19 protein-coding genes are annotated in these 25,491 nt (G+C 67.9%); 5 read left to right on the top strand and 14 right to left on the bottom strand.

Annotated features, from left to right (window positions below; genetic code table 11):
* The first annotated feature begins 22 nt into the window (after positions 1-22).
* Both ABD156_RS24400 and ABD156_RS24395 read left to right on the top strand, forming a co-directional pair.
* A complete protein-coding gene (locus ABD156_RS24400; RefSeq protein WP_344278009.1) occupies positions 23-1,354 on the top strand; it encodes an acyltransferase domain-containing protein in 1,332 nt (443 codons plus the stop codon).
* Positions 1,347-6,194 (top strand): SDR family oxidoreductase, encoded by a 4,848-nt coding sequence (locus ABD156_RS24395; protein WP_344278006.1) that lies wholly within the window; start codon positions 1,347-1,349, stop codon positions 6,192-6,194. The genes ABD156_RS24400 and ABD156_RS24395 overlap by 8 nt, the downstream gene beginning before the upstream one ends.
* A gap of 621 nt (positions 6,195-6,815) precedes the next feature.
* Here ABD156_RS24395 and ABD156_RS24390 read toward each other — a convergent pair.
* A complete protein-coding gene (locus ABD156_RS24390; RefSeq protein ID WP_344278004.1) occupies positions 6,816-7,655 on the bottom strand; it encodes an EamA family transporter in 840 nt (279 codons plus the stop codon).
* A 1,183-nt stretch (positions 7,656-8,838) separates the two neighbouring features.
* Here ABD156_RS24390 and ABD156_RS24385 point away from each other — a divergent pair.
* Positions 8,839-10,170 carry an NAD(P)/FAD-dependent oxidoreductase gene (locus tag ABD156_RS24385; protein ID WP_344278001.1) on the top strand — a complete coding sequence of 444 codons (1,332 nt, stop codon included), beginning with the start codon at positions 8,839-8,841 and terminating at the stop codon, positions 10,168-10,170.
* Between the two features lie 129 nt (positions 10,171-10,299).
* On the opposite strand, the gene ABD156_RS24380 is transcribed toward ABD156_RS24385, so the two are convergent.
* The 13 genes from ABD156_RS24380 to ABD156_RS24320 form a co-directional block, all read right to left on the bottom strand.
* Positions 10,300-10,752, bottom strand: coding sequence for a hypothetical protein (locus ABD156_RS24380; RefSeq protein WP_344278000.1), 453 nt, complete (start codon positions 10,750-10,752; stop codon positions 10,300-10,302).
* Positions 10,753-10,893: 141 nt separating this feature from the next.
* The gene (locus tag ABD156_RS24375; protein ID WP_344277998.1) at positions 10,894-11,703 is read right to left on the bottom strand and encodes a methyltransferase domain-containing protein; all 810 of its coding nucleotides are present in this window, start codon (positions 11,701-11,703) and stop codon (positions 10,894-10,896) included.
* Positions 11,690-12,805 carry a cupin domain-containing protein gene (locus ABD156_RS24370; RefSeq protein WP_344277995.1) on the bottom strand — a complete coding sequence of 372 codons (1,116 nt, stop codon included), beginning with the start codon at positions 12,803-12,805 and terminating at the stop codon, positions 11,690-11,692. Before ABD156_RS24370 ends, ABD156_RS24375 begins: the two co-directional genes overlap by 14 nt.
* A gap of 10 nt (positions 12,806-12,815) precedes the next feature.
* On the bottom strand, positions 12,816-13,439 hold the full coding sequence (locus tag ABD156_RS24365; protein WP_344277992.1) for a maleylpyruvate isomerase N-terminal domain-containing protein: 624 nt from the start codon (positions 13,437-13,439) through the stop codon (positions 12,816-12,818).
* A 48-nt stretch (positions 13,440-13,487) separates the two neighbouring features.
* Entirely contained in the window at positions 13,488-13,724 is a 237-nt protein-coding gene (locus ABD156_RS24360) for a hypothetical protein (protein WP_344277989.1), read from the bottom strand.
* A 17-nt stretch (positions 13,725-13,741) separates the two neighbouring features.
* Positions 13,742-14,005, bottom strand: a complete 264-nt coding sequence (locus ABD156_RS24355) for a hypothetical protein (RefSeq protein WP_344277987.1) — start codon at positions 14,003-14,005, stop codon at positions 13,742-13,744.
* Between the two features lie 350 nt (positions 14,006-14,355).
* Positions 14,356-14,547 carry a hypothetical protein gene (locus tag ABD156_RS24350; protein ID WP_344277985.1) on the bottom strand — a complete coding sequence of 64 codons (192 nt, stop codon included), beginning with the start codon at positions 14,545-14,547 and terminating at the stop codon, positions 14,356-14,358.
* 822 nt (positions 14,548-15,369) lie between these two features.
* Entirely contained in the window at positions 15,370-15,525 is a 156-nt protein-coding gene (locus tag ABD156_RS24345) for a hypothetical protein (RefSeq protein ID WP_344277982.1), read from the bottom strand.
* 135 nt (positions 15,526-15,660) lie between these two features.
* A complete protein-coding gene (locus ABD156_RS24340; RefSeq protein WP_344277979.1) occupies positions 15,661-15,837 on the bottom strand; it encodes a hypothetical protein in 177 nt (58 codons plus the stop codon).
* A gap of 1 nt (position 15,838) precedes the next feature.
* A complete protein-coding gene (locus ABD156_RS24335) occupies positions 15,839-16,261 on the bottom strand; it encodes a copper chaperone PCu(A)C domain-containing protein (RefSeq protein ID WP_344277976.1) in 423 nt (140 codons plus the stop codon).
* Between the two features lie 5 nt (positions 16,262-16,266).
* Positions 16,267-18,876 (bottom strand): hypothetical protein, encoded by a 2,610-nt coding sequence (locus ABD156_RS24330; protein ID WP_344277973.1) that lies wholly within the window; start codon positions 18,874-18,876, stop codon positions 16,267-16,269.
* 935 nt (positions 18,877-19,811) lie between these two features.
* Entirely contained in the window at positions 19,812-21,629 is a 1,818-nt protein-coding gene (ggt, locus tag ABD156_RS24325) for a gamma-glutamyltransferase (RefSeq protein WP_377926001.1), read from the bottom strand.
* 505 nt (positions 21,630-22,134) lie between these two features.
* Positions 22,135-22,332 (bottom strand): hypothetical protein, encoded by a 198-nt coding sequence (locus tag ABD156_RS24320; RefSeq protein ID WP_344277970.1) that lies wholly within the window; start codon positions 22,330-22,332, stop codon positions 22,135-22,137.
* 1,353 nt (positions 22,333-23,685) lie between these two features.
* On the opposite strand from ABD156_RS24320, the gene ABD156_RS24315 reads away from it, so the two are divergent.
* Positions 23,686-24,153 carry a hypothetical protein gene (locus tag ABD156_RS24315; protein WP_344277967.1) on the top strand — a complete coding sequence of 156 codons (468 nt, stop codon included), beginning with the start codon at positions 23,686-23,688 and terminating at the stop codon, positions 24,151-24,153.
* Positions 24,154-25,126: 973 nt separating this feature from the next.
* Entirely contained in the window at positions 25,127-25,477 is a 351-nt protein-coding gene (locus ABD156_RS24310; protein ID WP_344277964.1) for a DoxX family protein, read from the top strand.
* Positions 25,478-25,491: the final 14 nt, after the last annotated feature.

The raw sequence follows: 25,491 nt of genomic DNA, 5'->3' as shown, positions 1-25,491 counted from the left end.
CAGAGTGCAGAAAAGGAATTTTATGCACAAAGAGATCGTTGGCGTCTTCCCTGGACAGGGCTCCTATGCACCAGGACGTCTCGCTGAATTCGCGGACGAGCCTGCCGTGCGGGAGATACTGGAAATCACGGACGCCGTGGGCGCGGCGCATGGAATAGACCCGGTGTCCAGCCTGTTGCTCTATCCCGATGCCCCTGGCATCGACGTGCTGGCTCAGAATGCCCCTGAACGCCTGATGCTGGCGATTTTCGCAGCCGGAACGACCGGACACGCGATATTGTCCACGATCCACGGCGTGTCCTTCGACGTGTTTCTTGGCCACAGTTTCGGCGAGATCGCGGCGCTGACGGCTGCCGGAGCGTTCACCGTCGAAAACGGGGCGCGGGTGCTGTGTTTGCGTAGCGAGGCGCTGCGATCCAGTCCGCCGCCCCCGGGAGGGCTCGTGGCTGTGCCCCTTCCGGCGGACCGGGTGGAGCACCTACTGCTCGGAGGCGGATTCCACCGACTGGAGATCGCAGCCGTCAACGCGCCACGGCAAAGCGTCGTTTCGGGGCCAGACGACGAACTGGAACGGTTTGCAAGGATAACGGCGGCTCTAGGTGCACCAGTGAGCCGCCTGCCGTCTCCCTACATCTTCCACAATCGCCTGTGCGAGCCAGCGGCCCGTGCCTTCGCCGAGTCGATTGCGTCGGTGGCGACGCAGCCGCTCACGGCCAGAGTCTTCTCCAGCGTCGAAAACGGCTTCTATCCCGACAGCGAGACCGCCCGCGCGGCACTGCCAGGTCATCTGACTCGACCTGTGCGCTATCTCGACGCCGTGCGGCACCTGAACGCGCACGGCGCTGACACCTTCGTAGAATGCGGTACGGGGAACATTCTCACGGCCTTGGCCTGCCGGGCCGTCGCCGATGTCAGCACAGTGGCCATGTTCGGCGAATCCCCGCTCGCTTCGCAGCTGGAAAAGATCCGGACCGCGGCGCCGGCACGAACGAGCGAGTCTGCCGCGAGCGGCACAGCGCGAACCGTGAATCCCGCCCCGAGTGTGCAGCCACCGGCCAAGCAGAAGGACATCAGCAGCTCGCCAGAGACGGATCTGGACCGGGACCGGCTCATCGCCGAACTGTGCTCGGCCTACGCCGACCATCTGGGATATCCCGAAGAGGTCTTCACCTCGGACGCCGATCTGGAAGCCGACCTCGGTGTCGATTCGCTCAAGCGAACCGAGCTGCTCAGGTGGACCGCGGACAAGTATCGCCTTGGCACCCTTCCCGAGGGAACTCGTACCGGCGACTACCCGACGGTGGCGGCGATCGCGGAACTCATTCTGCGGCCCGGCGAGGCGCAGAATGTCTGACAGCGGGAAACTGACTGAATCCGGCCGAGCGGCCGCCGAGGACATCGCAGGCAGGGCAGAGACACCGTTGGTCGCGGTGGTCGGCATGGGGCTGGCCGTGCCCAAAGCCAACAATCCCGCCGAACTGTGGGACCTGCTGTGCGACTCCGAGCCGGTTTTCAGCGAACCAGGCGAGCGCTTCGACCTCGCTCGGTTCTGGTCGCCGCCGGAACCGGGCACCCCCGACCGCACCTACGCCCGGCTCGGCGGCTACATCCACGACTTTCCGGTACCACCAGCGCCGACCGCATCCGAAGATCCTGAGGAAGGCTCGCCAGGGCCGGCATACGCCCACATCTGGCTCAAGCACGCCTTGCGTCAGGCCATGGAGCCGGTTACGCGGCGTGCTCAGGACCGCTGCGGCTGCTACGTAGGCAATTCGGTGCAGACCGGGCAGCGGCTGGAGGAGAGTTTGGCCGCGCACGCCGCGGCCCAGGCCGCTGACCGTGGCCAGATCTGGAAGGCGGCGCGCCGGAGCTTGCCGCACGCCGGTTCCCTGACCCGCCACTTGCTGCCCGATTTCCTTGTCCAGGAAGCAGTCGACAGCGTGCTGCCGTCCGGTACAGAGATCATTTCCCTGGACACTGCTTGTTCCTCCGCCCTCTACGCCATCGACCTCGGAGTACGCAAACTGCTGGCCGGACAGCAGGACATCACGCTGTGCGGTGGTGTCGAGGAGATGACGTCCTTGGCCGCCGTGCTGTTCTGCCAATTGAAGGGTCTCACCCCAACCGAGGACGTACGGTCGTTCGATGCCGCCGCGAATGGCACCCTGTTCACCGACGCGGCCTGTGTGGTGGCCCTCAAGACCGTGGACCGTGCCCAGGCGGACGGTGATCGGATTCTAGGCGTTCTGGCCGGTTTCGGTGCGGCATCCGATGGCCGGGGCAAGGCCATCTACGCACCCAACCCGACCGGGCAGACCAGGGCCATGGCCCGCGCCCGCGCCATCAGCCATCTGCGCCCCGCGGACGTCGACTGGATCGTCGCCCACGCGACCGGAACGGTCGCAGGTGACAGTGCCGAGCTGGCAAGCATCCGGCTGGAAATGGACGGGCACCCGGTAGCGGTTACGTCGAACAAGTCGCTGCTGGGACACACCGGATGGGCTGCGGGAGCCGTCTCCGTAGTGCACGCTCTGCTGGCCATGCAGCACGACCGAATCCCCGCGCAGCAACGCTTCCAGCGACTACCGCACGATGCCCAGCCCGGCACGGTGGCCATCAACACCGAGGACCGGCAGTGGCCGGCGCGGCAGGATCGCCCCCGAACTGCGGGAATCTCCAGTTTCGGCTTCGGTGGCACCAATGCGCACCTCATCGTACGCGACCGGCCGGCCGAGGGAGACCGATCCGCGCGGCCGCTCGTCGACGACCCCACGGTCCTGGTCGGCTGGAGCGCTCTTCTGCCCGGTGACCCCGACCGCGCCCGCGTCCAGCGGTGGTTGCGTGAGGGCTTCCCGAAGGGTTTGAGCTTCGGGACGGTGTATCCGGAGCCGCCGTTCGCCGAGGTCCGGCTTTCCCGGAACACCCTGCGGGACACCGATCGCACCCAGCTGATGGCCGTGCAGGTTGTCGAACGGTTCCGCCAGGAGCACGGTGCGATGTGGGAGCCGCTGACAGAACGCACCGGCGTCTTCTCTGGTTATTTCGAGCCCCCGCGTCTGCTGGGGACCGCGGTGAATCGGATCTACCGCGACACATACACAGCTATTGCGGACGATCTCACCGCTCTAGGCCGGGACACGGCGGCCGCCGCCTTGCGAAAGTTCGCCCACCAGGTAGATCAGTCAATCCCGCCGCTCACTGAGGACGTCTTGCCTGGCTTGATGCCCAACGTCGTTGCCGGCCGTGTCGCCAACCGCTTCGACCTGCACGGTCCCAGCGTCGCGGTCGGCGCTGGCCGTGACTCGGTCCTCTGCGCGGTCGACCTGGCGCAACAATATCTGCGCAGCGGAGATCTCGATTTCGCGCTGGTGATGGGCGTGTCCGGCAACGCAACCGAGTGGGCGGCCGAACTGACCGGCACGCAGACCGCCAACATCGCCGAAGGCGCCTTCCTGCTGGCCCTGACCCGGTCCTCGATCGCCAGCCGGTTCGAGCTGCCTGTTCTCGGTGTGGTCCGCGCCGTTCCGCAGAGCGGAGCTTCCTACTCCGTTCAGGTCAACGGCACTGGGACAGACACGACATTTCTTTCCGCGGACGGTGCCGTGGCCATCCTGCGCGCTCTGGAGGAACCAGCAGAGCGCGTTCTCGTGACCGGAACAGAAGCACGCCCCTCCGCTGCGGTCGAGGTTGTTCCTCGTGCGGTCGCGCGCCGTCTGGTCATGACCCGGCGCGCCGATTGCGGCACACCAACCCGCCCCGCCCAGCCTGCCATCCCACCGCGCACTGCCGTACTGACCAACGATCCCGCCGTCGCCGCCAAGCTGGCCGATTACGCCCGCGCTTATTCCTGCATCGTCATCTGCACCACGCCAGGATGTGCTGCCCCGACGGTGCATACGCTGATCGCGATCAACGAACACAGCCTGGAGAACATCGACTCCGGCCTCGACACGATCCGGCATCTCCGTGTGATCGCTGCCGTCGGAGCAGCCGGCACCGGGCCCCAGCGCCCACCGGCCGACCTCACCCGGCTGCACGAGACATACTTTCTCGCGGCCAAGAAGTGGCATTCCGGGTTGCGTGGCAACGGATCGATCGGCTGCCTCTTGCTCGACGGCGTAGCGGCGAACGCCATCCACCCTCATGCGAGCCTGTTCACTGGAACTACCCGAGCACTGAGCCGGGAACTTCCCGACAACGAGGTGTTCGCGATTGCCACCACTGATCATGACCTCGCCGCCGGACTGGCCCAGCTGAGTTTCGAGTCGGCCCGGCGACGCAACTTCCCTGCCGTTGAATACCGTGACGGCGTCCGGACCGTCCACCACGGCATGGACGCGCCGGTGCGCAACGATCACGGCAGTATCCAGGTCACCGATGAATCCGTGGTCGTGGCTGCCGGCGGCGCACGCGGGATCACCGCCGAATGCCTGCTCGCGCTCGCCCGCCAAGCTCGGCCCACACTGTGGATCCTTGGCACGACCCAAATCGGCCAGCAGCCGAGCAACAGCGACATCTCGCTCGAGGAGTTCGCCGCCACCCGCAAGGAATTCCTGCGACAACGGCTGGCCGAACACGTTGGCAGTTTCGCCCAGCACAATGCGGAGTTCGACCGGCGGCTCCGTATCCACGAGGTGCACCGGACCTTGCGGCTGTTGCGCGACCGGCTCGGCGAGGATCGGGTGCATTATCTCGTCTGCGACGTCACCGACCAGAACGATGTGGATACGGCCGCACGGCGCATCCACGATCAGCACGGACGTATCGACCTCATGTTGTTCGCCGCCGGGATCAGCCGACCGGCCAACCTGGACAGGAAAACCCTCGCCGACTTCCGTACGGTTCTGAACACCAAAGTCGCCGGCTACCACAACCTTCGCCAAGCGTTCAGAGAGCACGTCGCAACCTGGTGCAGTTTCGGTTCCATGGCGGCCACCATGGGTCTGCCAGGCGAGACCGACTACGTGGCAGGCAATGAATATCTCCATACAGCGGCTGCCTGCAGCCCGCATCGGGAGTTCGCCATCGCCTGGCCGGCTTGGACGGACACCGGCATCCTGGCAACCTCCACCCTGGTCCAGGCCGCCGCGGCGCGCAGAGCCGAGAACACAGGGCTGTCCCCGCGAGAAGGGGCGGCCCATTTCCTCAACGAACTGGCCACTCAGCGCGACCAAGCTCCCGTGGCTTACTATGGCGGCGCGAAGGAAATTCAGTACTACGTCGACCGAAGCCCGAAACCGCAGACGAAACCCGTCGCCGTTGTCGACGCGGATGTCTCCCCCGCATTCTTCCTGGACACTTGCCTGGAAAATGCCGCCGACCATGCGGTCTGGCAGCACATTTTCGACCCTCTGCGCGATTCCTACCTCGCCGATCATCTCGTCTCCGGCCGGCCCACCGTTCCCGCCACAGTCGAACTTGAGATGGCCGCGCAAGCAGCGACTGCGCTGGTGCCCGGCACCCGCGTACGCGCGTTCTCCGACGCCAGGTTCACGGCATTCCTCCAGACGACCCCGGACAGCACCGGATCCCGCTGCCGCATCACCGCGCGCCTGCTGGAGACCGACGGCGCACACACCCGCGTCGATGTACAGATCACCTCGGACTTCGTTCACGCCAACGGCACTGTCCTCGTCCGAGACCGGCCGCACGCCCGATTCACGGTCCACCTCGTGCCCGCCTACCATCCCCCCATCCCCCCGCAGCAGTACTGGCAGACCGACCGCTCCGGCATCTCGACAGACGATCCATGTGTGCGTTCCGATGCTGTCGTGCGCCTCAGCGGACCTTTCGACGTCCTGCGCGACTGCCTCTCTGACCGGCACACGGGCAGCGCCGCCCTCGAACTCAGGATCGGGGACGAGTCCGTGTTCGGAAGGTTCCTCATGCCAGTCGTAACACTGGATGCCCTGGCCCGGACCGCGGTCCTCATCCAAGCACGCCAGCGGCAGAACTCGATTTCGGTGCCTACGTCAATCGATTGGATCGAGATCCACACAACACACAACGATGGCCTTCTTGCAACCCGCCGTGATGGTGCGGTGATTCTTCATGCCAGCGCGACCGAAGCGACAGCGACCGTCGACTGCACTGCTGTCGCCCCTGATGGCCAGATCCTCCTGCGGATCAAAGGATTGGGCACGAAACCAGCCATCGGGCATAGAGACGAAGGACATGCCGGGACCAGTCAGTGATCACGTGCTGGCGACCGAAGTTCACTGCACCGGTGCCGCGCATCGAGGCGATAGGCGACCTCGGCCTGCGCGACTGGACCATCGGCGGCACTGACGATCGCGATCCGATCGAGCAGGCCCGAGGTCCGCGGGCGCGAATGGGTCGAGCGGGCGGGGCCGTGCCCCAGCCATCACAGGGCAGGGTCTCGATCCGGTTCAGGCTGGCTTGTCGACCAGTCCGGCCGCCGTCACGAAGGAATCACGGTCACCAACAACGCGGCCAGGTGCCAGCGGCTGGCCGCGCGGCTCGTCCAGCACGGCCAGGTAGAGCGATTCGGCATCGAAGGCTCCGGCGGGTGCACCGCCGCGCCGCAACACTCGCGCTGGTGTCCGCTCCGAAGTCCTGGTCGTGGACGTCCCGTGCAGACAACGCGGGAACGCCGACGCAGCTGCCAGCCAGGCAAGAGCGACCCAGTCGACGCGGTGGCCAGTTAGTGCCGCAGTTCAGTCGGCCGGACCCGCTGCGCGTCCGCGGCGTGACCGGAAAGGCATCCGATTCGCCTCGCTCCGCAACCGGACTCGGCCGGAAGGCACCGCTTTCATTCCGCGCCGTCCGGCCAAGATCGCGAAGGACCGCCGAATTCACAACGAGGTCAGAATCAAGGCGCCCGCGCCCAGCAGCAACCCGGCCATCTGGCACCGTCCCAGCCGCTCGCGATCAATGGCGAGCGCCAGTCCGAGCGTTGCGGCGGGAGCCAGCGCGACCAACGGGCCGACCACGCTGAGCAGACCATGGCCCAACGCGAACAGATAGAACCCGAACCCGCCGGTGTCCAGCAAACCGGCGGCGAGGACCAGACGCCACCGGACGCCCACCCCGCTGCCCCGCCTCAAGGCACCCCCGGCGATCACGGCACCGCACGCCACCGAGGCGAGGCGGGCCCCCGCAAGCGGCCACAAGCCCGCAACCGGCCCGGGCGCGGCGATGAATGCGAGCTGCAGCCCGAGAAGCAGCCCGGATAGCGCCGAGAGACCCATAGTGCGCAGCACGAACACTCCGCGACGGTCCTCGCGGGCGACCATGCTGACCAAGAATGCGGCACCGACCGCACAACAGCCGCCGACGAGCGCGAGCGGCGATGGCGCGTTCTCCACGACAAGCCCGATCACCAGCGGCACGAGCGCGGTGACCATCGCCGCCACCGGTACCGCGACCGCCGCGCCCTCGGCCGCCAGCAGCCGATAGAGCAAGACCAGCCCAGCCAGCCCGGAAAGCCCGGCTGCGGCGCTCCACAGGAACGTGACCGGCGTGGGAAACGCAATGCCTCCGACCGCCAGGCAGACCGCCACCAGAGGCAATGTGACAATCTGCGCCAACGTCACCACCGAGACAGCCGAGGCGCTCCGGCTGGCCCGGCCACCCAGGAAATCGGCCGCGCCCCAGCCGAGCGCGGCAAGCGCACCGAGGACGACGGCGATCATCTCAGGCCGGACCGAACTCGCGCTCGATCCGCTGAGCCGGCCCGGGAACCACCGCACAGCCTTGCCGGGTGCCGCAGCAAGGCATCTCGGTCGCGCGTGCTTACCGGCGTCCAGTTCGTCAGCGCGCACCGGCACGTCGGAACACCGTACTGTGATTCCGCGGATCGCGCGGCAGCATCGCCCACGGGCGTCCGCCACCGCCCGCCCGCCCCGGAACTGGCTGTCGCGCCAGGCAAATGGGCTGTCTCGTTCTCGTCCGGCGACTGCGGCACCGGCACGTCGGCGTCGATCTCGAGCCACGCTCGCGCCGACAACAGAAAATCGTCCCGCTGCGGCCTCAATCGGCCGATCAGCCTGCAGACATGCCGGCGAACCGACGCTCCCGCGGCGACAAAACCGTGCGGACTGGCCACGACGCCGCCACCTCCAAGATCACCCTGATCCGAGCGGCCGCCGAGAGAATCAGCACGCCGCGCCGCCTTCCCGCGAACACCGATTCGACTGCTGGACAAGATTTTCCGGACACGATCACGGGTGGGCCGCCAGTCATCGCCCAAGGCCGGAAGCACGGAACCAATGACCGCAACAGCGTCCGGCCGAGGACCACGTGGAGGACCGCTCAGCCGAGTGATCTCATTTGCCACGCGCCGCCCGGATCGCACCGTTGCGGAGCATTGGCCGACGCTACCACGTCGACGTCGAGGCAAAAAGGACAGAAAGGGCACCAGTTTCTAGCTGAAATACTCTCACCATTTTTGCATTGTCCGAGTTCGCCCGCCATCCAGTGTCGGCACAAGAAACTCCCCCTTTTCCGTCCGCGATAACTTCTTGCGGCCGGAACTTTCCATCATACGGATGACCGGGTCACCACAGCGGACCGGCACATGCGCATGTGACCACGATCCACCCGCTCGCGCACGCACCCGAGGGGGCGTTTGGGCAGAGTCGGTGACTGTTTCACATATCCCACCCGGCCGGCGACACTCGCACACTAGCCTGCGCGAAATACGCGACACGCGTATTGTCCCCGACCGGTGGAGGATGCGTGCTTCAACGCGCATTGAGCAGTTTTATCATTCGTCCGGCCATTTCGCCGGCCCGAGTATTCGCAGAGATCAGCACAGTGGAGCGGCCGAAACCGGACGCCGTGTCCCTTCGGCGCGCGGTCGTTCTCGGTGCGAGCATGGCGGGTTTGCTCGCCGCACGGGTGCTGAGCGACCACGCCGAGGAAGTCGTCGTCATTGAGCGCGACGACGCTGACGTGAACGCCGGTGCGCGGCCGGGCGTCCCGCAAGGCGGCCAGGTGCACGCGCTGTTGCCGGCCGGCGCGGTCCAATTGGAGCGCTGGTTTCCCGGCTTTGTCGCCCAAGCGATCGAAGGCGGGGCGGTGGTGCCGCCGGAGGACGGCTCCCGCGCCCAGTTCTTCGTGAATGGCGACCTGCGAGTCGCGCCTCCGATCGAACAGCACACTCCGGCGCTGATGAGCACCCGGCCGTTCCTTGAAGCACTGGTGCGCCGCAGGACGCTGGCTGCCGACAACATCCGGCTGGTCAACGGCCGGGCCGACGGGCTCGTCTTCGACGGCGGCAAGGTGACCGGTGCCAGCTTCGTGCCGAACGGTGCCGCGGCAGCCGTAGCTGCGGAGGCCGGCCTCGTAGTCGACGCGATGGGCCGCTCCAGTCGGCTCGGAGACTGGCTGGAGGGAAACGGCTGGCCCCGGCCGCCGATGCGGCGGATGCCGATCAAGCTGAACTACGCCAGCGCGATGTTCGAGTACGACGAGCGGGTCAGCTCGCTGTGGTCGGTGGTGTCCCAGGCCGGCCCCGACCCGGATGCCGGGAGCCCTGCCCGGATCGGCGGGCTGCTGCGGGTCGAGGGCGACCGCTGGATCATGCTGGTCTCCGGATACGACGACGACCGCCCGAGCCGCGACGCTCGGGATTACGCCCGGCGATGCCGGAAGGACTTCCCCGAGGTGTTCGGAGACATCGCGGAGCGCGCCAGGATGGTCGGCGACGTCACCACCTATCACCAAGCCGACAGCCGGCGACGCGACTTCCACGAGGTCACGCGATTTCCGGCCGGGCTGATCGCGGCGGGCGACGCCATCGCGTCGTTCAACCCCGTCTACGGCCAGGGCATGACCTCGGCCGCGCTGCACGCGTCGTGCCTGTCCCAGTGGCTTCGCTCGAACCCGTCGCTACGGGAACCCGCTACGGCGTACTTCGACACCATCCGCGTTGTCGTGGACGCCGCCTGGCAGATCTGCACGTTCGCCGACCTGGAATTGCCGCACGTCAACGGCCCGCATCCGCGCGGCTACCGGCTCCTGCGGTGGTTCAGCGGGCAATTGTTCGAAGCGGCCATGACCGACGCGATCACCAACGACCGGCTGGCGAGGGTCACCACGATGCTGGCGCATCCGAACTCGCTGGCAAACTTCCGCACCTTGCTCCGAGTCCTGGCGGTTCGCCTGCGATCCGGTCTCGCCTCGCGCCGACCACGAACGCGGTGATCCCCGCCCCGCGGCCCACGCCGCGGCGAGGACCTGGGCACCGCCTCCCGAGAGGAACCTGGATCCAGGGCTCTGGGAAGGAAACCCCCGGCACGCCGGGGGTTTCCTTCCCGGTTCCGGCCACGCGAGTCAAGAATCGATCGGCCGGCCCACGTCGCTGAACGGCAGCGCTGCCTCGGCGAGTTCGCTCGCCACCCGGCCGAGCCAGTCCAGGTCCCGCTGCTCGGCATTCCCGGCGAGCCGGGTGACGAGCACGGCACGAATGTCCTGCAGCGCCCAGATCCACGCCCAGGTCGTGCTGCCGCTTTCGATCCGCACGGTGTTCCCCGCCGCCGGGATCGTGTGCACGGCCTGCAGCAGCACGGAACGGCTGCTGGCCAGCGCCGTCCGCGCGGGCGGCCTGGCCTCCTCGTCGAGCTTCGGCCAGACGAGGAGCGCGAACCCCGGATCCGGCGGCCCCGGCGCGGCGATCACCTCGTCGAGCAACGCCAGGATGTCCGTGAAGTTCGTGCGGAAGAACCAGATCTGTTCCGGGGTGAATCGCCCGATCACCCCGGTCGAAGTTTGCTCCCACGTCCTCACGCGACTCCCCTTCGGTCAACTGCGTCTCCACAGCAAAGCCGCTGGACAGCCGGACTGCACCAACGCGGGCCAAACCCGAGTCGGACAGATACCGGTTGAGGGCGGTACGGGCACCCGCGGAGCCGGCCCGTACCTGTCCGGTCACACCCGCCGCCGGCCCGCGGTGAGAAGCACCATGCCCTCCACCGTGGTCACATCGAGTGTTTCCAGTCCGGCCGAGTCGAGCCAGGCCACCAGTTCGCCGACCTCGAACGCACGCACATTGAACGTCTGCTCATGCCGCTTCTGGAAGTACCGATAGGCGGGCCGCCGGGCACGGAGGAAGGTGAAAGCGGAGAACCGCCCGCCCGGCCGGAGGCACCGGCCGACCTCCTGAAGGACTGTTCGCGGCTCAGGCAGCAACTGCAGGGCATTCGAGCAGTTGACCGCACCCAGGGATCCGTCGGCGAACGGCAGCTGCAACGCGCTGGCCCGCACTACGGGAAGCTCGGGCAGTGCCCGCTGAATCGCGGCCAGCATCGCAGTGCTGAGGTCAAGACCGACCACGTGGCCGCTTCCGACGTGCTCGGCCAGCGTCCGGGTCCAGCGCCCGGCCCCGCAGGCCAGGTCGAGCAACGGGACGTCGGCGACGTCGAGATGCCGCCGCAGGTAGTCGTCCTCGTCCCCGGGGGCCAGCGCGCCGTCCCAGTTGTCGCCCATGATCTTGAGAAACGCCGCTCGCGTCACCTCCTCGTACTGCGGAACGTGCAGCGGATCCTGCAGATAGAACGGGCCCAGGCCGGGCTTCATGCTGATCTCGGGCGCGAAATCCGGGTAGCCCTGGCCGGTCGTGTACTCGTGGCCGCAGGTCCGGCAATCCAGGCCGGCGCGGCTCGTCCCGAGCTTTCCCCGGCACACCGGACAGGCGATCGCGGACCGGAGCCGGGAGTCGAGGCGGTCAAGATCGAACATCGGCGCTCCGGGTGATCGAGTGTTCCGCGCGGGCACCGAGAAATGCCAGCAGCGCAGCGGTTTCGGCCTCCCACAGAGCAGATACCGCCGGGCCGTCGAGATGCAGTGCGTCGCGCCATTGCCGATCGCGCCCGGCATCGGTCGCCGACCACACCGCGGGCGAAGGCCACACCCGGCCGAGCGTGTCGAGCGGTCCCCGGCTCTCCAAGTCCGGCCGCTTGAGACAGCGCCGAAGCCGATGCCGGTCCGCATCCGCCAGCGCAAGCGGCGCAAACGCTTGTTCGATCGCAGGCGCCTGGTCCGGGAAATGCGCGAAGAGATATACCAGGGCCAGCCCGACCGGCTCCGGCGAATCAGGCTGAGCCAGGCCAAGCAGCGACCCGATCCGGCCGCCCATGTCGTTCCCGGTCCGTTCGGCCAGGACGCCGAGCAATAACAGTGCACGAGCGTGCACAGTGGATTCATTCGCGCGCCGGGCCGCGGTGACGAGCCCGGCGGCAAGGGCCGCCGGCAGCCCTGCCGGATCCGGGCTCGCGCAAACCAGTTCTTCGAGAAGATGGTAGGCACGATCGAGCCGAGCAGGCTCCGTGCCCGGCTCGAGCACCTCGCGGAGTTCGGCGGGAGTCTCCGGCCCAGAAGCGAAAATGCGGCAGCCGAGCCGCCCGGCCTGCCCGGCCATCTCCTGGGGGTCGGTGAGCCCGGCCCGTTCGGCACCAGGAATCCCGGCGGTGGCCGCCGGCGGGCTGACCCGGGCGAAGAAGGACTCGAAGCCGGCCGGCGTGATCGCGAGGATGAAATGTGCTTCGTCGGAAACGACACGGAACGTGTGCGGACGATGCCGGGGCAGGAAGGCCGACTCGCCGGCGCCGACGGTGCCGGCCACCCCGTCGACGGCGTATTCGATTTCGCCCGACAGCACGTAAAGCGTTTCGTCTTCCCGGCGGTGCACGTGCGGCGGCGTCGCATATCCGCGCAGCGCTCGTTCTTCCACCAGGCCGACCATGCCGTTGGTGCCGGCGGCGGTCGCCCGGACGGTGAGCAAGCCGCCGAGATGCCAGCGTGCCCGCTCGTCATCGGTGGGCGTCGTGGGTGGCAACGACATCGCGTTCCTTTCAGCGAAGGACCGGGAAGGCAGCGGACGCGGCCCTCCCGGTCGCGAGCCGGACCACGTTCTCCGGAGTGGCCAAGGAAACCAGTACATCCGCAGTCCGCATCACCGCACGGTCCGGAGGAGCGGCCACCGCCGGCACGAAGTCGCGGAGGTCGAGCAAGTGGACAGTCGCTTCGACGACGCGGGTCAGGAGATAGTCGGCCGCCCGCATGCTGCCGCCAACGGTGTGCAGCAGTCGATCCCCGTTGCGGCGAGCCGCCTGGAGCGCCGAACCGGTCGCGTGGGGAAACTCCGCGATCAGGTCTGCCGCGGAATGCGCCGCGGACCAAGCTTTCGCCGCTGCGGCAACGCCGGCCCGCGGGTCCGGGCCGTTCATCAGCCGCCCGAAGTACGCGGCCGCGTCCGGGACGTCGGGCGTTCCCTTCGCATCTTCGCTCTCGAACAGGTTGACAGTCGTCCGCGCACCTCTGCTCACATGTGCGTACAGTTCTTTGACGGACCAGACGCCGAGCCCAGGAAGTTCCCACGAGCTGGCAGACAGGTGCCGGCCCGCGTCGAACCACCGCTGCCACAAGTCTTCCAGCAGGTCGATGTCGCCGTCGAGCCCCACTGCCCGCGAATCCATTATGTACTCCTCATGCTGAGACGGAATGCCGGTGTGGTCTCGTCGGCATCATCCCATCCAAGCACGATTTCCGGGCTCCGCCAGACGGAACCGCCCGAACCGGGCGCGCACGCCGTCCAGAATTCCGGCCAGCCGCTGCAATCGATCTTTCCCGGCCATTCGAGCACGACCGGTCGGCTGCTGCTGCCAGCCGACCGGAAACGCGGCCGCCATCTCATGGAGGGCCGCCATCCGCAGCGTCGCGGAAAGCGATCGAAAGCCGTCGTGTTGTCGCTGCGGGGTCATGCAATTCGACCGAACGCTCAAGGGGCCGGGCCATACGGCAGCGGTGCCAGGTAGAACACCCGCGGGTTCGACACGGGCCGCGACAGGCGATCGGCCAACCGTTCCGTGTCCAAACGGATTCCGAACCCGGCCCCTGCGCACATCGACATGACGAACTCGAGCACGCAGTCAAAACCGCCGCGAGCGATGGCGCGGCCGGCGATCTCCGCGGCGGGCCGCAACCGCACTGCAGATCCGGGAAATCGCATGTGCAGTGCCGCAGTCATCCACAGGCGCAGCACCTACCGCGGCACCCGCGGACGACCGGCAGGTGCCAGCCGGTCGGCCGCGGGCCGTCTTGGCTCCGTGCCCGGTATTACAAGCTGCGCTCCCACTGACGATCCTGCCTCGGTCCAGGCCGGCCCCACCGGGCCCGCTGGTACTCCCCGCGGCCAATTCGTCCCGGCGTGGCAGGGAGCGGCCCGCCGATGGGATCCGTCTGGCTCTGAGCCCATTGCTCCGCGTCCGGCCGCATCAAGCCAATGCGGACACTCACCGCCCGCCGGCAGCGCCGCCCTGTTCGGGTACGGGACAAGGAAATCGCCGGAGACAACTGCGTTCACGCATCACCAGCCTCGCCATCGAGAACCAATCACGCTGTTTCCGCATACCAGGACTCGGCCGGCAGCGCTTCGTTGTCCGGGGTCTGCCAGGACGCCTCGAGCCTCCTGGTTCCGTCCGCTGCGACGACCACGCCCCACCGCTGCCGGAGCGGCGGGTGCCGGCGACCCGGCGTTTCCACCGCGTCTGCGGGATGCAGGAAAAGATTCCGAGAACCTGCCATGACGACCTCCTGATACCCGGCGGCGCACGAGCGATGCCAACGTGATCACGATCACAAACTGGCCGGCGAGAAGGAACCCGGGCAGGCCAACGGAGCGCGATCGGCCAAGGGTCTTACCCCCGCGATCATCCGTTCTCCGGCCGCGGAGACCGAATGCGAGCAATTTCCGGTCCGGTGCCCCCGCCGGGCAGGCGCGCAGATTCCCGTTCGCACTGAGATCGTTCCGCCCGCACGAATCTGCCGCCGAGAAGCGGACGCGCGCCCGGCAACCCGCCCGGAAGCGCCATACCAGCTTCGGATTGTTCGCTCCGCGACAACAGACCCCGCGGAGACCCGTCTCCCGCATTGTCTGCCTCACGAAGCGCTCTCGCACAAGTCGGCGATGGCGAGTCCGAATGGGCAGTAAACACTGCACGTACGATCCGGCAGGCGGCGGATGCCGCAACTCGAACCGACGCGAGAGCCCCGAACCAGCGAGAAGCATCGACGGCGACAGCCCAGGCATGCCAAGCCAGGATCAGAGATGGCAGCGCCGAACGTCGACGGGAAGCGCACTCCGCGTCGATGCCGTGGCCGCGTCGTCATCCCTGCCATGGTTGGCCCACTGTGCGCTGACGGTTCACCGGATCGTGCCGACAGGTCCGACTTCGCTTTGACGAGACACGCGAGGGGCACACCATCGGCTCAGCGAGGGATCAACCCGCAGTCGCCCTCCGGCCCATGCTCAACGCGGCGAAATCGGACAGACGCGAGCACCGCTCGAATCCGCCGCGGAGCGCTCCTCGCGTGCTCGCACCGAGCGGTCGTCGAAAACAGTCCGCATCATGCCTTGCGGGCGATGTCAATCGCGAAAGCCGGCATCTCCCGTACATCCTGCCAGAATTCCTCGCCATGCTCGGCCACTGCGGATTCGGGCGCGACGACCGGATGCCGGCCGAGGTCAACTAGACCGGCCAGGCGGAGCGCGGCCTCGACCACGCCGAAGGGCCAGAAATACGACTCGAATTCGAAGGGGCGCTCAGCACCCGCCCACACCGTGGCGCAGGAACGGCCCTCCGCGTGATTGATCTCGACTGCATACAGGCCGTAACGGGCGTCGTCCGCGAGGATCCCCTAGTCCGCCTCCGGATTCGGAAAGAGAATCACCAAGTCGCCGCCGGGCCGCAGGTTCGCGCTCATCCGAAGCAGCACTTCGTCGATCTGCGTCACGCCCTCGGTCCAGCCGATCAGCCAGGCCGGGGTGACGACGTCGAACTCGCCGAGCACCTCCGGGGTCAGCGCGTCGCGCACTTCATTCGTAATCGTGGCCGGGCACTCGGCCGGTGCCGTCGCCGATCGCCCGGACCAGCGGCACGCGGGCGATCAACGTGGTCTCCGGGGAGAACCGGAGCGCGAAGCGCACCAGATCTTCGGATTCGCAGCTCGGCCGGGGCCCCAGCGCCATAATGCAGACCGCGGCCGGTTCCAGGACGAGTTCGGCATGCGGCGGGATCACCGGCGACGCCAATTCCGATCGCATCTGCCGCCAGGCCGCCCGCCCGTTCGGGTCAGGAACGGCCCGGCCCAGCCACACATTCTCGTAGTCGGGGCTGTACACGTCGACCAAATGCGCCGGGGACGCGGAGTCGTTCCTGATGGTCAACGACGCGACCACCGGCCGGCCACGGCCGGTCCACCGGGCGCTGCCCTGCCCGGGGACCACGTGCACGTTCATCGCCGTCAGTTCCCTTCGTTTGCCTGGCTCGACTCGTTTGCCCGGCCCGACCGAACTGGTCCCGCGGCCGGCCGAGCAGTCGGCGTCCTCCGCGCGGCACCGGCACGGTCCGCCCCCTCGTCGGTGTCCAGCACCCGGACAACCTCGGCGATCGGGTCCCCGGGCGCGGCGTTCCGAGCGAGATCGGCACCGCACTGGGCCAGCTCAACCAGCCCGTCCGGACGACCGGTCCGCGGCTCGAGCAGGATCCGCAACGCTCCGGCGACGATCTCCCATGCACCGCGGACCGCTCCGGCCGCCGCGAGTTCGCGCACCCCGCCGGCGACTTTGGCCAGCGACACCAAGTCACCCGCGAGAGCCAACTCGGCCGCCTCCGCGCCGAGCGTGCTCAGATCGAGGCGGTGCGGTCCCGCGAACGCCTGCACGGCACGGACCACCGCGGCGCGATCGGTGCCGTCGCTGGTGCCGAGTCCGACCGCCAGCGCTTGCCGGATTCCTGGGCCGACCGGGCCGGACGTTTCCGCTAGCGCCAGCAGCGCCGGGCCGCGTCCGACCCCGTCCGCTCCTGGCTCGGCAACGCGCACGATGCTCCTCGCGACCAGTTCCCGGTCCGCCGGCAGCACGAACGGCCAGCAGCTGATGAACTCCGCGCGCCGGCCAAATCCGCCGTCGCGTCCCCGGATCTTCGGCAGCATTTCGCGTACTTGCTCGTCCCGGTTCCCGGACAGCCAGCGTGACAGTTCGTTGCCGGCCCGCGACTGCACCTCGTTCGCCCGGCGGGCGACAGACAGCGTCTCCGCCTCGGGCAGTCTGGCCAGCGCCTGCCGGAGATCGTGCGGCCACGGCTCCCAGCCCTCCCGTGCGGCGCGGCGCACGCGCTCGAGCAGCGCCTCCGGTTCGACAATCCCGTCCGGGCGGGTGGGGGTCGCCATCAGCAGCGGCCGCGGCGCGTGCACCAGCCCGGCGACGATCTCGTGCAGCCGCAGCATCAGCAGGCCCGGTCCGGCGTCCGGCCGGCGCTGGTCAGCTCCGGCGCATTGCCCGACCTTGCTGCGCCAAGGATCCGCCGAGGGCAACGAGTCGAACGCCGGGAACGGCGCACCCGGCATGCCCCGCGCCACCGACAACGTCGCGGCCAGCACCGCCAGTTCAAGCTCGGCGAACTCGTCGGGCTCAGCCAGCAGTCGCCGCGGCCAGTCGATCTCCTGCCCGCCCCGCAACACGCCCAGGCTCCCCAGCGCGGAACGCAGGCCGGTTCGATCGGCGGTGGAAACGGCGACCAGACCCGCGAGAACCCGCTCCAGCGACATTGCCTCGACCGGCCAGCCGGGCGAACTCAGCAACGCGGCGATCTCGACCGCGAGTTCTTCCGCTGAGGCGATGACGCCGTGCGGCTGGTGCGGCTCCCCGGTTCTGGTCCCGGGAACGGGAAAAGGAACGGCTCGGCTCCCCGCGCCCGAGCTGTCTGATCGCCCAGTTCCGTCCGAGACCGCCGCAGCGCCCGCGGACGGCCGAGGCCGGAGGACCGCGGCCATGTCCGTCGTCAAGTGCCGTGCCGCGAGCCTCCGGACCTCCGCAAGCACGTCCTCGTCCGGAAGCCCCGGCCAGGGTTGGACCGAACCGCGCACCGCATCGGCATGATCGGGCTTGCGCGTGAGCACCGCGTCCAGCCACGCGACCTGCGCCAGCGCCATTCCGCGGTCCCGGCGTAGGAAAACTGTCCGGGTCGCAGCCAGCAGGCAGCCGTCCTCGACGCGACCCGCCGCATTCGCACGGATCAGCTCAGACTGCGCCAGCGCTGCCACCGGCACGTGCGGGGCACCCAGCAAACGCAGAAAAGCAGCCTCGCGCACGCCGACCTCTTCGGCAGTGGGCGCGAGCCGCCTGTACATCGCCAGATAGCCGCGGACGTCGCCGACCTGACACCGGTGGCCCAGCGTCTGGACGCACCGGTCAAGCACTTCGGCACGGCTGATCCGGCCGGACGCGACAGCCTCGAGAACTGCTTCGGCGAACCCGTTCCCGTCCCAGCGCACGAGGTACCGCCCGGTTCCCTCCGCGTCGAAAGTCCGCAGCAGTACCGGATCCCACGCCGCGCCGGTCTGCGGAGCGCCGGACCGCGCCCAGCCACGCGCGACCGCGTCAGTGGCCGGGAGACCGACACCGGCCATCCCGGCCACTTCGCCGATCAACCAGATCTGGTCGCGTCCGATCCGATCCTGCCGGGCAAGCCTCGCGACCAGGTCGGCCAGCCACTCGCGCGGCCTGCCCCGCAGCATGCGGACGAGCAGCTGCCCGACCGGTATCCCGGACGCACACCCGTGCACCTCGGCATACCGGCCGAGCCAGCGTGCGACCAGCAATGTCGAGGGCAGGATGGCAACACCGGCGAGAACGAGCGCAGCGCGCTGCCGACGCCAGCCGGGGCCAGCGCGATCGCGCAGTGCCCGCTCGAACTCGCGAAGCGGAGCAGCGAGCTCCGCAGCTGACTGTGGTGGAAATTCCTCCACGAACTCTACTACGCCGAGTGCGGCGCCTTCCTCGAGAATTCGTCTAAGCCGGTTCCATCCGCTCGCGGGAACCGGCTTGCCCGCCACGACTGCCGCGTCGTCCATCCGGCCGACCCCATTCACGACACCGGCTAGCGGCGCGTGAATCCGTCCGCAAAGGACAGAACGCTGGAAGGAATCGAGACCAGGCCGGACTCGCTGGACGTGCAGCGAGCGACAGAGGCCGCTGCCGGGATCCGCCAGGCCGTCCTGACGTCCGAGTCGAGTGCCATCGTTGACCTCCTTTAGGGACGCCTGTTCGCCACACCCAGGAAATCCATACAAGACAACCCCATTGGGCATCGAAACCCGGCTTGAACGGAAACTGAATTGCGGGAGTTCCGCATCCCGTGCCTGAACTTCGTTCAATCTAGCATCCGGCTCAGCGGCACTCGCCCGGATCCGCCGCAGATGGCACAACGTCCAAACTACGTTGCCCGAAGAAGCAATGGGTCTAAACCATATTCGGCCGAGACGGCGCAACCTTCACCGCTCCGCGGGCCGCACGGCAGTACTTCCGCATATCAGTGAACATGAATTTTGTACAGGTTTCACGATTCCATTGACTGTGCCGACGCGGCGGCGGGCGCACCGGATTCCCTCACTTCATCGGGGCCGCCACATACTCGAAGCGAGCGAATGCCGGCCGGCGGACAGCGCCGAGCGGTTGCTTCCGCCCTGGGTGTTCGTCGTCTCACCCCGCTTGCGACCCGGCACGATCGCCTCCGAGCCGCGAGAATTCGGGCGATGCCGGAGTCGCGGCAGGCCGAGCGGCTGGGAACTCGAAGCAGTCGCCGGAGGCATGATGTCCGTAAAGGGAACGGTGAGGGACGCAGAGCACTCACCGTTCCCTTTACGGACGTCAAAATCACTTGCCGCCGAGATAAGGAACCCCAGCACCCGTACACGCTGCCAGACATCAGCGATTCCCGTACCTCGAACCGATGGCGCTCAACGGATACCCCCATCCAGTTCGGACAGTCAGCACCGCCGGCGAGCGGTCACGGCGAGGGAAGCACCACCATCGCGGAGCCGCCGCCGCGACGGCGCGGCTCCGCAGCGGCCTGGATCACACCGCCCGGCCGGAACTCCAAGCCGACAGCCGCACCGATTTCGGGAGTGGGGGTGAACGTCATGGGAGCGAGCGTGAAGCTCTGCCCCCGTTTTTCCAGCTGCGCCCGCTCCGGTGAGTCCAGGAAGGCTGGTTCCGCATCGGTTTTCGCCCCGTTGCGCTGCGAGGCGCGCGGCGCGGCGATCGCGTCCGGCAGGCTCATCCCGAGGTCCAGCCGGTTCACCAGAGTCTGCAGCACGGTGGTGATGATGGTGGCACCGCCAGGAGAACCGACCGCCAGCAGCGGGGTTCCGCCACGCAGCACGACAGTCGGCGACATGCTGCTGCGCGGACGCTTCCCGCCCGCCGGCAGATTGGGGTCGGGCACGCCCGCGGCGACCGGCTTGAAGCTGAAGTCGGTCAACTCGTTGTTGAGCAGGAACCCGCGGTGCGGCACGGTGATCGCCGATCCGCCGGTCTGCTCGATGGTCAGCGTGTAGGAAACGACGTTGCCCCACCGGTCCGCGGCCACCAGGTGGGTCGTGGAGGTGCCTTCGTACGGCTCGTCGGTTCCCCGCCCGGGAGCGCATCCGCGACCCGGGCTCTTCGGGTCGCCGGGCGCGACCGGGCTCGGCAATGCCGAGGCCGGGCTGATCAGGCAGGCACGGTCCCTGGCAAAGGCCGCCGACAGCAGGCCCTCTTGCGGCACGGCGGAGAAAGCCGGGTCGCCGACCCACCGATTGCGGTCCGCGAACGCGATCCGGCTTGCCTCCAGGTAGTACTGCAACGCCTGCACCCGGTCGCCCGAGGACAGCGGGAAGTTGCCCAGAATGTTCAGCGCCTCGCCGACCGTGGTGCCGCCGGACGAGGAAGGCGCTATGCCGTAGACATCCAGTCCGCGATATTGCGAGCGGGTCGGTTCCCGGTCCAGCGCTTGGTATCGGGCCAGATCTCCGGTCTGCATCAGCCCGGGCCGGAAAGTCCGGTCGGAGCTGGCAGCTACCGGCGGATGCTGCACGGTCTGCACGACGTCCTGGCCGAGAACGCCGCGGTAGAGCGCGTCCACGCCGTCGCGGGCCAGCAGCCGGTAGGTGCTTGCGAGGTCCGGGTTGCGGAACCGCGAGCCGACCTTCGGCAGTTGGCCGCCGGGCAGGAACAGTTCCGCGGTCGGGATGATATCCCGGAACCGCGCTTCGTTCATCTTCGTCTGGGCCTGGAACTCGTTGTTGACGACGAAACCCTCGTCGGCGATCCGGGTGGCCGGACGCAGGGCCGAGGAAAGGGGGATGGTTCCCCACTCCGACAACGCCCGCTGCCAAGTCGCCGGCGTTCCGGGCACCCCCACCGACAGACCGGAATTCACCGCCTGGTCGAACGGGACCGGTTGTCCGGTCGAGGGATCGACGAAAGAGTCCGGGCGCATCGCGGCCGGTGCCGTTTCCCGGCCGTCGATCGTATGCACCTGATGCGTGCGGGCGTCGTAGTAGACGAAGTAGCCACCGCCGCCGATGCCCGCCGAATACGGTTCCACCACGCCGAGCGCCGCGGCAGTCGCAACCGCCGCATCCACCGCGTTGCCGCCGCGGCGCAGGACGTCGATTCCGACCTGCGACGCATACGGGTTCACGCTCGACACCGCTCCGCCGGAACCGACCGCGACCGCCGCCTTCGCCGGCGGCTGGCCGCCTGGCGACGGCACCCCGGACGGCACGCCGACCGCCGCCGTCACGCACCAGACAGTGGCGAGCAGACTCGCGCAGACCTTCACAAGTTCCTCCGTGCTACCGCAAGAAAAAGAACCCCGCCCGCGTCGCGGTCATCGAGGATTCCCAGTTCGGCCAAGGCAATTCCGGAAGCGGATGCCGCCAGCGAACTCTAAGCTGCTCCGCACCGGCCGGTCCAGGGAATTAAGGAAAGTTTGACCTCCGCAATTCGGTGTTGGCAACCGACGCGTTACGGGGATGGAATGGTGATTCCCGAACAATGCGCCCGCATTCGGGTCAGGTCGCCTTGCAGTCGGCGGGACCAGCCGAGGCGGAGGCTGACGCTGCCGGTCGCGGCCCGGCCCGCTTCGTCTCGTCATCCGCGAACGCGCCAGCACTGCGAGCGGCGACGACAGCCAACGACGGGCGGCGGCCGGTGCCCCGCAGCCGACTGGGCCGACCCGGTCGGCAAATCAGTCGGCGGCAGCGCCAGCGCCGGCGGGCCGCGTAACCGTACGCCCGGCGGCAGGTCTTCGAACAACACCACGAGACAGTCTGCTTGTGCCAGAATCACGCGCGGCAGCCGTCCCGGTACCGCCCAGCAGCGCCGCCTCGCGCATCAGCAGCGGCCCGGCGACCGACAACCGGAGCGGACACCGCGGCCAAGCCCGCCGTCAACGGCAGAACCACCGCGCTGTCGCGAATTTCCACCCGCCAATCGCGCTGCTGCCGGTAGTAGTTGACCGCTCGGGCAATCTCCGCGGGCACTCAGCCCGGCTCACCGGCCGATGCCGACCATCCGTCGAGGCTGCCTGGCACCTGGCTGACTTCCGCTTGCCACGTCACAGTTCGAGAACCATTTCAGCGGCCCGCGCGGCGGGGCAAGGTGCCGCCGCGCCACAATCTGCGCACCGGCCGTCGAGGCTCTGGTGTCGGATCAACGTCGCTGCCGCGCGGACCCGGTAACCGACCAGGTCTGTATCCCATTTGGCGGCCGGCGTGGTTGGATCCGACATCTCGATCGTCATTGTTGTCATCGGTGTCACGACCTTCAGCTTGATCTGGCTGAAGCGTCTGGCTCGGCTGAATCTGTGAGTCGGCGCTCCCTGGTTTCCGGACTGCCCTATCGTGACGCGGGCCACTTCACGTTGTCTCCATGAGCCGTCGCCGACACGCCGCAGCACGCTTCCCGCCGCTCCCGACGCACGCGCGCTGCCGGGTATCCCGCCAAGTGTCCGGCGCACAAACGGGCAGTCGAAGGCCTGCGGGAATCGCCGCGTACACGCCAGTCCGAGACGTGGATCGCATGATGTGTCTGGCCGATCCCGGCATAGCACGACGAAAGCCGGTGCCCCGGAGGGAGGACCTCCGCCTCGTGACCAACGCCGAGCGGACGGCACCGGCGTCCGCCGCCGACAGCAGGAAGCGCCTCGAAGCACTTCTAGCACAACTTCGCCGACTTGCCCGCAGCCAGTCACACGCCGCGACGACGGGCAGCGGCCGAGTGGCGAGAGACAGTTGCGCACGCGGGCGCGGTGTCGGGGAACAGACCGCCGGGCGGGTCGCGGTGCCACCGCGGAGGCTTCGACGGCACCAGGTCCGGCGGCTGCACCGGCTGCGGCGTTTCCGCCTCCGCCACGAATCGGGCAGCGACGATATATTCGCGAAACCCCTGGTCCGCGAGATCCCGACCATGCTGCTCGGGCGCACATTGCGGGCGTTCAGATCGCCAGCCACGAACACTGCCGGCGAAGCGAAGCAACTCGCCGCGAGCACTCAGCGCAGGCCGTCGCCTCGGTCCGCCCCGCTGCCCGACGAGCCATCGCGGCCGCACACCGCCAGTTCGTCAAGCCAAGAAGACAGACTTCGGCCTCCGGCCGCGACCATCGCAGGCCGAGCGTCGCCATCGCTCGGCCGTACGCATCCGGTCAGCTCAGCCGCCGACGCGGCCCGGCAGCGCTACGGGCGTCGCGCGCACGGCGCATCGCTGCAGACCCCATGTACAAACGGGCCAAGGCTAACAGCAAAAGACTCCCGTGCCGGCCCGGCGATGGCCACATCAAACCAGGTGGGACCAGGGTTAGGTTCCCACGTCCCCACTCTCCTGTGCAGGTGGTCTCGATGGTGTACATACCGGAAGCCCGCAAAGCTACCGTGGTCGATTACCGGAAGAATCTCATCGCCGCCGCCGAAAGGTATCTGGCCGAGTACGGGTGGCGCACCCAGATCATCGACAATCAATTAATGCTTCCGCTCAACGAAGAGTTGATCGGGGTCTCCATTCCGATCGGGCGCGCCGGCGAGTTCAACCACCACCTCGCCGTGCACGGGCTGTCCTACCCCATCGTCGCGCTGCCGACACCTCGCGAGCGCTGGGTCTTCTTGGCCTCGTGTGCCCCTTCCAGCCACCACCTGCCGACTGCGCATTTCGTTGCACTGCTCCACCGTCAGCACCGGATTCCGTTGCCGCCCAGCCAAAGCGCGAACGGTCAGCTTCGCTGGATAGCCGAGCCGCACAGCCGACCGGCCTCGATTCCCGATGTAGGCCCGCTCCTGAAGATCGCCCGCCTCGCATCTGTGGCTCGTTGAGGCTTTTCTCCCGGCGGCAGCGAACAAAGACTACTGCCGCGAGAGGAGCAGGGCACGATTCCTTGGCCCTGCCGATCGCCCCTCGGTTCAGATTTCCGGAAAGCGCGGATAACCGATCCCCGGAGACCGGCAGCATGGGTGCCGGACGAGCGACTCCTGCAACTCACGATGTTACGGCCATGACTGCCGCTCGGCCACCGTTCCGCGCTTCCCGAGACATCCGCGACAAGCGGCACCCGCTCCTCGGCATCCGTTCGAGCGACAGGCAAACGACGTACAGCTGTCCGCTGCGACGGGCGTTGCCGGTCATCGGCCATAAACCTCAACCTCCGCCGTCCGGCACTCGTGCTTCGTCGTACGCCGAACGCGACCGAAGTCGGCCGACCGCCTCGCCGACTAATATCAGCACGGCACGGCTGCATCTCAGCGGGTGATCGACCGGGCAGGATCCCAGAGCACGGCAGAGTGCCCCGTCACTTACGCGCGGTCGCGCAGACTCCGCCGGACAGTTCGAGTCAGATTGCGCGTGCGATTCCGGGAACCACTGTGTCGCTGGCGTCCGCCGAAGCTTGGCCGACGGCAGATCGGACCTGCCAGCATGCCACCGTCCTGGACAACGGACGTTCGCGCCCAGCGACCCAGCGACTGTCGAAGACGAACGAAATCGATCATTGCCCTTATGGGCAGATACGGCAGCCAAAGTTTAGTCGTGCGTGCAACAGACTTTTGGACGGGTGAGCCCGGACCCATAATACGCCTGCCGACGAGCCGCACTCCCGGCCGTCAAGAAGGCACAGACTTCACCGCCTGGGGGCGACCGTATTCACAGACCTGACCGTCGTTCATTGAAGTCGATCTTCGGACAGCGAGCGCTCGCGAGCAGCAGGCGCTCGCCCCCGACCATGCCGTCAAGATCAACATTTCCTGACAGCATCCAGCCCGCCAACCACGAAATATCGCAGATTGGACCGGAATGCCCACTGTCGCCTTGATTCTCTCGATCGTGCTCGCCGCACTTTTTGTCGCCGGAGGTGCCGCGAAGCTGATTGGAATTCCCGCGATGCGCGCGGATGCGGAGCGGTTCGGGCTGTCCTATCCGGGGTTCCGCCTCATCGGACTGCTGGAGTGCGCCGGCGGCACCGGGTTGCTGACCGGATCGCTGTGGAAGCCGCTGCCCGCGTTCGCTGCGGTCGGTCTTCTTCTGCTGCTCGCCGGTGCCGTCGCGTACCACGTGCGGGCCAAGGACCCGGTGCCCAAGACGGCAGGACCCGTCGTCGTCGGCCTGCTCGTCGCAGTGGCCGGCGTCCTCCAGATTGCCGGCTGACCACCACACGAGCC

Origin of the sequence: Amycolatopsis albidoflavus (assembly GCF_039525725.1) — a bacterium.
GTDB lineage: Bacteria > Actinomycetota > Actinomycetes > Mycobacteriales > Pseudonocardiaceae > Amycolatopsis > Amycolatopsis albidoflava.
Note: the sequence above shows the minus strand (reverse complement) of the source record. Positions and strands in the feature narration are given on the sequence as shown.